Annotated in this window: 9 protein-coding genes; 5 read left to right on the plus strand and 4 right to left on the minus strand. The window is 66.7% G+C overall.

Annotated features, from left to right (window positions below; translation table 11 throughout):
- Positions 1–101: 101 nt before the first annotated feature.
- The 3 genes from ACFFC4_RS21890 to ACFFC4_RS21900 form a co-directional block, all read right to left on the minus strand.
- The gene (locus tag ACFFC4_RS21890) at positions 102–953 is read right to left on the minus strand and encodes an ATP-grasp domain-containing protein (RefSeq protein ID WP_375504829.1); all 852 of its coding nucleotides are present in this window, start codon (positions 951–953) and stop codon (positions 102–104) included.
- A gap of 120 nt (positions 954–1,073) precedes the next feature.
- The gene (locus ACFFC4_RS21895; RefSeq protein WP_375504831.1) at positions 1,074–1,298 is read right to left on the minus strand and encodes a hypothetical protein; all 225 of its coding nucleotides are present in this window, start codon (positions 1,296–1,298) and stop codon (positions 1,074–1,076) included.
- 181 nt (positions 1,299–1,479) lie between these two features.
- Positions 1,480–2,694 (minus strand): hypothetical protein, encoded by a 1,215-nt coding sequence (locus ACFFC4_RS21900; protein WP_375504833.1) that lies wholly within the window; start codon positions 2,692–2,694, stop codon positions 1,480–1,482.
- 124 nt (positions 2,695–2,818) lie between these two features.
- Between ACFFC4_RS21900 and ACFFC4_RS21905 the strand changes: the two genes are divergently transcribed.
- The 4 genes from ACFFC4_RS21905 (at position 2,819) to ACFFC4_RS21920 (ending at position 4,654) form a co-directional block, all read left to right on the plus strand.
- The gene (locus tag ACFFC4_RS21905; RefSeq protein WP_375504835.1) at positions 2,819–3,172 is read left to right on the plus strand and encodes a DUF2384 domain-containing protein; all 354 of its coding nucleotides are present in this window, start codon (positions 2,819–2,821) and stop codon (positions 3,170–3,172) included.
- A gap of 10 nt (positions 3,173–3,182) precedes the next feature.
- Complete coding sequence (locus ACFFC4_RS21910; RefSeq protein WP_375504837.1) at positions 3,183–3,635, plus strand: RES domain-containing protein; 453 nt, start codon at positions 3,183–3,185, stop codon at positions 3,633–3,635.
- A 385-nt stretch (positions 3,636–4,020) separates the two neighbouring features.
- Complete coding sequence (locus ACFFC4_RS21915; RefSeq protein ID WP_375504839.1) at positions 4,021–4,143, plus strand: hypothetical protein; 123 nt, start codon at positions 4,021–4,023, stop codon at positions 4,141–4,143.
- A complete protein-coding gene (locus ACFFC4_RS21920) occupies positions 4,133–4,654 on the plus strand; it encodes a DUF4232 domain-containing protein (protein ID WP_375504841.1) in 522 nt (173 codons plus the stop codon). The genes ACFFC4_RS21915 and ACFFC4_RS21920 overlap by 11 nt, the downstream gene beginning before the upstream one ends.
- An 88-nt stretch (positions 4,655–4,742) precedes the next feature.
- Here ACFFC4_RS21920 and ACFFC4_RS21925 read toward each other — a convergent pair whose 3' ends face one another.
- Positions 4,743–5,006 (minus strand): hypothetical protein, encoded by a 264-nt coding sequence (locus tag ACFFC4_RS21925; RefSeq protein WP_375504843.1) that lies wholly within the window; start codon positions 5,004–5,006, stop codon positions 4,743–4,745.
- Between the two features lie 165 nt (positions 5,007–5,171).
- Between ACFFC4_RS21925 and ACFFC4_RS21930 the strand changes: the two genes are divergently transcribed.
- On the plus strand, positions 5,172–5,845 hold a 674-nt coding region (locus ACFFC4_RS21930), incomplete at its 3' end, for a transposase (protein ID WP_375504845.1).

A 5,845-nucleotide genomic window follows, 5' to 3' on the forward strand; every position in this document is an offset into this window, starting at 1 on the left:
TGTCCAGCCAGCCGATCGACCACTGGACGCAGAACGCGCCTATCCGCGGCATGAGCGCGGAGCCTTGCTGATCGAAGAGGCGTTGGGCTGATCCGTTCGGGTTAGCGGTGCAAGGTGGCGATGCCGGGGTCGGGTTGCCATTGCCAACCGCTGAAGTGATTGGCCTCCGCGCTGGCGGCCCGGATCACTGCACGAAGGACATGGTCGGGGTCGCACCCGTAGAGGCCGGAGGACCAGACGTGGTTGACCTCGAGGACAACGAACCGGTTGTCCGCGAGTCGAGCAACATCGAGGACCGCTGTGGGCGGTACGTCGCTGTCGGGTAGCGCGGCCAGCACGCCACTGATGAAGGTCGCGGCCTCGTCGTGGAACGACGCGCGGTGGGTGCGCAGCAGCGGTGTCCATGGGTCGTCCTGGACGAGGTACGGCGACCACGCGACCACTTCGCGGCCGATGGTGAAGACGCGGTACTCGGAGTCGATCGTCAGCCAGTCGGTGGTGGCGAGTAGGGCAATCGTGTCGGGAGCGTGCACGAGTGCCAATGCCGAGTCGAGTTCGGCGACGGTGGCATAGCGACGAGCCGGTAGGGCCCTGAACTTGGCTTCGGCGAGCTTGATGAAGGTCGCCGATCGAGCGAGCATCGCTCGCGCGCTGGCGACATCGACGAGGGCCCAGTTGCGACCAGTGACCTCGTGTGGCAGGCCCACGAACCATTCGGCGGTGGCGCCGTTCAGATGGATGGGAGCGCCGAGGTGTATTGCTTTTGCTAGCGGGCCGCCGGCGCAGCGGTAGGCGACACCTTGACCGGCGGTGCGCACCAGCGCGGGTATATCGACCCAGCCGTCGTCACTGGCCGCGATCCGGACAACCTCGAGACCGGCGGATTCGGCCGCACGGCCGAGATCGAACTCCCTCGTCAGGCTGTTCGGGGCATGCGCCAGGATGCGGATCACACCTCCATCATCGCGGCGAAGTCCAACGATCTCGGCCGAGCCGGGCGCGCCTGAAAGAGCCATGCCACGGCAGCGACCGTGGCGGAGCGCTCAACGCGGCAGGAGAGCGCGGCAGCGCGTCTACCGAACCTTGATGTAGGGCGGCAGCTCTGGCGGGAAGCTATTCTGGATTTCAGCGAACAGGGCGGCCGGCACTATGAGGTCGACGCCCCGCGACAGCGCGGCCATGATGGTGTCCGCCACGTCCTGCACATGAGAGAAGCTCGGTTCGCCGTCCCGGTGCGCGGAGATGACTCCTTCGTACGGCTCATCCAGAGCTACCAGCTCGATCGGTGCTTCGCTCACCGCCGCTCGCTCCCTACTTCCGTCCACTCGCCAATACCCCAGGGCATTCAACACGCTACTGAGCCACGCAACCGCCCATCGGCATGAGTGATCGTGATTGTTGGAGGCGGGTCTGTCCTCCTCAGGCGCATGAGCGTGTCTGATCGGAACCTGATCCGTGCGCGAGACGCGCGCCCGTAGTTCAGGCTGCGCGGCGGGCGATTCGACTTTGCTGCGCCGTCGCGCAGATCGCGATCGCGCGGAGCGCCGCGTCGTTGACCCGGTTGAGGTGCTCGCGTTCGGCGACGACGTTGATGCGTGCGGCCAGGTCGATGCCCTCCTGAGCCCGGCGGGCCAGCTCGGCCCAGCGGAAGCGGTGATCGGTGTTGGCGAGATCGCACGGCAGCGACACGCGGGCGTATAGCGCGTGCCAGCGGCCGTCGCCGGTCAGTGCGCTGGCCCCGTCGCGGCAGCATCCGCGTCCGGGCGGGCACGGCAGGTCCGGCGCGATGGTGCGGTGCGAGATGAGCTCGGCGACGGTGTTGGCGGCGATGCTGCGTCCGAGCTTGCCGATGAACACGGGCCTACGCGAGCGGGGGCTGTTGGGTTCCGGTGCGGCGCGGCGCTCCCGCATTCGAGTGGGCGTGTCGGGCCGCTCGCGCCAGCCGATGCCGGTGCTGTATCCGACTGCGCCGCCGGCGATGGCCAGCTCGCCCAGCAGCCCTTGGTTGAAGGCAATGACCGGTGCAGTCACCTTCGCGCGGGCGATGGCCGCTAGCAGCGACGCGGTCCGGTCTTGCGGCTTGGCGCCGTCGTCGACGCCGGTGGCCGAGAGTGCAATCTCGTCGAAGCCGGCAGCATCGATGGCGGCCAGCAGCGGGCCCAGGGCCTGTGACCAGGCAGGTCGTTCCAGCAGTCGCCAGCCGATGTCGACGACCGCGACCGTCGGCAGCGAGATCTTCTCGGCGTCCAGGACCGCGCGCATCGCGCGGTAGAGCAGGATCTGCCGTTCAGCCCAACCGTCGCCGGCGGCCTTGATGTGGATGTAGGGGCACATCAGAGCCGTCGCCCCGGCGGCGATCTGCGCGGCGATGGCGGCGCGGGTGATATCGAGGGCCAGCTCGCGGGTCAGCTGTGTAGGCGTCAGCACGTCCGGGCGGGCAAATGGCAGCTTGGCCCACGGATCACCGGGGTGCTGGAGGTCCTGGAGAAAATAGGTGTCTAGGTCGACCAGGACCGGTACGCCGGCTCGGCGGGCGCTGTCAGCGAACTGGGTCTTGGAGGCGGCGATGTGCGCGGGCAGTACCAGCCGCGGACGCACCACTACATCGCCGGGTGGGCGGCCGGCGAGCGGCATCAGGAACGTGTCCATCAGCGCAGCGTCGAGCCCGCTGGGCCTGATCAGCAGGTCCGGCATGGGTTACCTCCTTCGCTGTCGAGAACCACCCTACACAAGACACGCAACTTAATCGGAAATCGCGCGGCAACTTGACGGGCAATTCGACGCGCAGCACAATCGGACACATGAAGAAGAGGCAGCAATGACCGCCGCATCAAACGAGCACGGCGGCCTGACGTTCCTGCGTGTAATTGAGGACGTCAGCGACGCTGGCATCACCCAGGTCGAGCTGGGCAAGGCTGTTGGCGCCAGCGCTCGAACCATCGGCAACTGGGCCAGCGGCAGCACCATCCCCGGCGGCGTCAAGGCCCGCCGCCTGCTAGACATTCAGTACATCGTTCGCGAGCTTCGGCACGCCTACACAGACGAAGGCGTGCGGATCTGGCTGAACGCCCGCAACCGCAACCTCAACCGCGAACGCCCGCTCGACCTTCTGATCTCCGGGCAGTTCGACCTCGTCATGGCTGAGGCCGAGCGCGTCAGCGGCGGCATGTAGGACAGCTGCCATGGAGACGCTCGCCGTCCGCATCGCGTCGCTGACGCCGGTCACGGTCAAGGGCACCTGGCTACGTCATTCCGACGCCGGTTACCCGCAGCGGGCACTGGACGGGCATGCGGGGTACGGGCGCTGGGGCACCAAGCGTGGGTTCGATGTGCTGTACCTGGGAGAGCCGGAGCCGTCGGTCGTCGTCGAGGCGTACCGACACTTCATTGACCCCATCGAGGACCCGGCGATGCTGGCCGAGATCCGTCCGCGCATCCTGGTCACCGCGGGTGTGACGGTGGACGAGGTCCTCGACCTCACTAGCGCCGGGGCGCGGATGACCACTGGGTTGTCCCTGGAGATCCTCCAGTCCGACACCGACGACCGCGAGGCCTACGAACGCTGCCAGGAAGTGGCGCAGGTCGCTCACCAGCTCGGTCGGCGCGGCATCCTCGCGCCGGCTGCGACGAAATAGGGCGCACGCTCGCTCTCTTCAGCGATCTAACCGCCTCAGCAGGGCAGATGCCGTCCCGCACCGCGCCGGACGTGCTGTGGGAAACGTTGCCGCCGGACCCCCGCGTGCTCGAGCGTCGGCACGGCATGCGCGTCGTCCCACGCGAAGACAGCTAAAAGAGCGGTAGCGCTCAACGCGGCATGAGAGCGCGGCATGAGAGCGCGGCAGCGCTCAACGCGGCATGAGAGCGCGGCAGCGCTCAGCGCGGCATGAGAGCGCATGGTGAAGCTCGTGTGCAACGAGAATGGTCGTCTTGATGTCTGACTCAGACGGAGGTACGTATGGGACTGGGTCGGCGGATGATCCCCATCGTGGCGCTATTCGTCGCGCCGTGGGTTGGAGTGGCATGTACATCGAGGTCTACTGCAGCACACTCATCGGTTGCAGCCGGGACGAGATCGTCCGCGGCGTCGCAGGCGAGGACCGCATCGACGAGTCCGGTTCCGTCAGCCACCCGCGTGTCCGCTGACGTTCCGGGCACTGTCCGCGTTCTGCGGCCCGGCGACCACGTTCCTCGATGCAGCGCTCAGCGGGTGTCAGTCATCGCCCAGCAAAGGTTCGGAGGTGAGACCGGTGAGACTGAGATGCCGTTCGAGGTCTTGAACATTGGCCCTGCATGCTCGCTGCGCGGGTATCCGACAGTCGCCTTTCGCGACAAGCGCGGAGTCATCCCGTTCGTGGCAGTCCACGGCGGTCGCTACGTGACCGGTGCCGCGCCTGAAACGCTTTTGGTGCCGAAGTCCGCGACAGCTCGCTTCCTCGTCGCCAAGTACCGATGTGACATCGCTGTTCAAAGACAATCCACGACCTTGGAGGTCGGACTGCCCGGCACCGCGCGGCCGCAGGCGGTGCACACGACGGCACAACAGTTGATCAAGCCGGTCACCTACTGCGCTTCGACATCTCAGGCTTCAGAGTCAGGCAACGTCCTCTACGTATCGCCGATCGAACCCGACGTCGCTGACACCTACGCTCGGTAATCCCGGGCACGCAGCGCGGCATGAGCGCGGTAGCGCTCAACGCGGCATGGGAGCTACCGCTCCGCGCGCAAGGTCGGTTACGCACAGCTCAGCTACGCGCTGAGAACGACCCCGCAAGCCCCAAGAGAAGGAGAACGGCACCGATGAGGCCAATGTAGGAATCGTCCTTCAGCTCGCCGTAGCCTTCGAGAACCATCGCCACGGCGAGCAAGGCTGCCGATGCGCCGAACAGTCGGAAGTTGGCAACAGGCCTACCCCGACCAAACAAAACGCGGCGGCGAGTGATCGCCACGATCGCTAGGACTGCTGCGTAAGCGGCGATGACGAACAAACCGATGGCCAGGGCGGTCACGGCGCCAGCATATGTCTCAGTCGTGCACCTACATCGCACAACCGCACATCGGCAGAGTCGCCCGGTACGCGGCATAGAAAGACGTTCTGCGTGTCGGTGTAGGGCGTAGGAACGTCCTCCTGATGCGTTTCGGGCTTGGTGTCCCACGCACAAGGAGGACGTTCGGTGAGTCACGGTAATGGTGTGTCGCGCGGTGATCGCAACCGCAACGCGAGGCTGGCCCGGCTACGGGCTTTGGTGCCGGTCGTGAATGCGATCGTCGGGATCGATCTGGCTGATGTGAAGCAGATGGTCGTGGTGTGTGATCACGACTCGAAGGTGCTGGCGCGTAAGACGTTTCGGTGCAAGGCGTGGGACCTCGGGGCGGCGTTGGACTGGGCCGCCGACCGTGCGGCGGCGAAGGGGTTTACCGGGGTGACGGTGGCGTGTGAGCCGACCGGGCACCGATGGCGGGTCCTCGGCGAGCTCGCCGCGAGACGGGGGATGCCGTTCGTGTGTGTGCAGCCGGCGTTGACCTCGGCCGCGCGGCGCACCGAGGACCTGACGATGGACAAGACCGATGAGAAGGACGCGGTGCTGATCGCCCGGTTGACCGCGCAGCTGCGCTGCTACATCCCCGAGCAGAGCGACGAGACCTGGGCGCGTGCGCGGCACCTCGGTGCGCGTCGCGAGCAGTTGATCACCGAGACCACCGGTGCGGTGCAGCAGATGCGTGACCTGCTCGACTGTGTCTGGCCGGTGGTGCTCGAAGCTGCTGCGCAGCCGTTCCGCTGCCAGACGTGGTTCGCCGGACTCTCGGTCGTGCTCGAGCGTGACCGCGGTGAGCTGGCCCGCACCCG

This window comes from uncultured Jatrophihabitans sp., from assembly GCF_964244045.1.
Lineage (GTDB): Bacteria > Actinomycetota > Actinomycetes > Mycobacteriales > Jatrophihabitantaceae > Jatrophihabitans.

Bases quoted from the DNA above. Each gene is read 5' to 3' on its own strand.
- ACFFC4_RS21905 (WP_375504835.1), top strand. From the start codon at position 2,819: ATGACCGCCGCATCAAACGAGCACGGCGGCCTGACGTTCCTGCGTGTA.
- ACFFC4_RS21910 (WP_375504837.1), top strand. From the start codon at position 3,183: ATGGAGACGCTCGCCGTCCGCATCGCGTCGCTGACGCCGGTCACGGTC.
- ACFFC4_RS21900 (WP_375504833.1), bottom strand. From the start codon at position 2,694: ATGCCGGACCTGCTGATCAGGCCCAGCGGGCTCGACGCTGCGCTGATG.
- ACFFC4_RS21915 (WP_375504839.1), top strand. From the start codon at position 4,021: ATGTACATCGAGGTCTACTGCAGCACACTCATCGGTTGCAGCCGGGAC.